Here is a 2,043-nt window from a genome sequence, read left to right as displayed (position 1 = left end):
TAGGAATCAATCCTTATCCAGCGAATCTTTTTCCTGTAAATCATACTTCGAAACAAATAAAGGAAAGTTTTGAAGAAGGTAAGAAGGTCATCGTAGCGGGGCGTTTGATGAGTGTGCGTGACCAAGGTAAAGCTTGTTTTGCTGAACTGCAAGATAGCGAAGGTCGTATTCAGTTGTACGTGAACCGCGATGTGTTGTGTGAGGGTGATGATAAAACGTTGTACAATCAAGTGTTTAAAAAATTAACCGATTTAGGTGATTTTATTGGAATTGAAGGAGAATTGTTTACCACACAAGTGGGTGCAAAATGTATTCGTGTGAGCGGTTTTACATTTCTGAGTAAAACATTGCGTCCGTTACCATTACCAAAAGTAGATGAAGACGGAAAAGTACACGATGCTTTCAATGATGCCGAATTGCGTTACCGTATGCGTTACGTGGATTTGACAGTGAATCAAAACGTGAAAGAGACTTTTATCAAAAGAACAAAGTTGTTCAACTCGATGCGTACTTTCTTTAACGATGCAGGATATCTGGAGGTGGAAACTCCGGTTTTGCAATCGATTCCTGGTGGTGCTGCGGCTCGTCCGTTTATTACGCATCATAACTCACTGGATATGCCGTTGTACATGCGTATTGCGAATGAGTTGTACTTAAAAAGATTGATTATAGGTGGATTTGACGGGGTGTATGAGTTTTCGAAAAACTTCCGTAATGAAGGAATGGACAGAACGCACAACCCTGAGTTTACCGCTATGGAAATATATGTAGCCTACAAGGACTACAACTGGATGATGGATTTTACGGAGCGTTTGCTAGAGCATTGCGCTATTGGCGTGAATGGTACTAGTGAAGCTACTTTTGGTGAACATACGATTAGCTTCAAAGCGCCGTATGCTCGTGTAACCATGACGGATTCTATCAAACATTTTACAGGTTTTGATATCTCTGGTAAAAACGAAGCGGAACTTTTTGAAGCGGCTCGTGGTATGGGAATCGAAGTAGATGCTACGATGGGGAAAGGAAAATTGATTGATGAGATTTTTGGAGCGAAATGTGAAGGGAATTATATTCAGCCAACATTCATTACTGATTATCCAAAAGAAATGTCGCCTTTATGTAAAGAGCACCGTGACAATCCTGAGTTAACAGAGCGTTTTGAACTGATGGTTTGTGGTAAAGAGGTTGCGAATGCCTACTCTGAGCTAAACGACCCAATTGACCAAAGAGCCCGTTTTGAAGATCAAATGCATCTAGCTGAAAAAGGGGATGATGAAGCAACTGGAATTATCGATGAGGATTTCTTGAGAGCTTTGGAATACGGAATGCCACCAACTTCTGGTTTAGGAATTGGAATGGACCGTTTGATGATGTTCTTGACCAATAATGCTTCGATTCAAGAGGTGTTGTTGTTTCCACAAATGAGACCTGAGAAGAAACAAGTTCAAATTGAATTGACTGAAGAAGAAAAAGTAATTATTGCTTTATTGAAAGGAAACGAGAATAAAATGGATTTAACTCAGCTTAAAATTTCGGCTAATTTAAGCGGGAAAAAATGGGATGCTGCTATGAAAGGTTTGTCTAAACACGGCTTGACCAAAGTAGTTGTTGGAGGTGAAAGTAAGGTAGTGGAATTGGTGGAGTAAGTTTTACAAACACAGATTTCACAGATTAGCATAGATTTATATAGGAAAAGGAACTTCGTGATGGAGTTCCTTTTTTATTTTTACACTAACAAAGCCAGCTTATTCTCAATATCATCTTGAGACAAAAGAGATTCAATATTTCCCAAAGTTGTCAAAGCAATTTGCGTCAACGCTTCCTGTGTGAAAAATGCCTGATGAGCGGTAACCAAAACATTGGGAAAACTCATCAATCGCTGAATTTCGTCATCTTGAATGATATCTTCTGAGAGATCTCTGAAAAATAATTTTTCTTCTTGTTCATAAACGTCAATTCCTAGATACCCCACCTTTCCTTTTTTCAATGCTTTAATCACATCTGAAGTTTGGATTAAAGCACCTCGACTGGTATTGATGATCA

General features: G+C 39.1%; 2 protein-coding genes. One reads left to right on the top strand and one right to left on the bottom strand.

Annotation, left to right across the window (positions count from 1 at the left end):
• Positions 1-1,646 (top strand): lysine--tRNA ligase (gene lysS / locus WBQ70_RS06295; RefSeq protein ID WP_423911855.1); only part of this gene is annotated, 1,646 nt, incomplete at its 5' end.
• 80 nt (positions 1,647-1,726) lie between these two features.
• Here the strand turns inward: lysS and WBQ70_RS06290 are convergent.
• The coding region (locus WBQ70_RS06290; protein ID WP_423911852.1) for an NAD(P)-dependent oxidoreductase at positions 1,727-2,043 on the bottom strand (317 nt) is incomplete at its 5' end.

Origin of the sequence: Flavobacterium sp. (assembly GCF_049590715.1) — a bacterium.
In the GTDB taxonomy this organism is placed as follows: domain Bacteria; phylum Bacteroidota; class Bacteroidia; order Flavobacteriales; family Flavobacteriaceae; genus Flavobacterium.
Note: the sequence above shows the minus strand (reverse complement) of the source record. Positions and strands in the feature narration are given on the sequence as shown.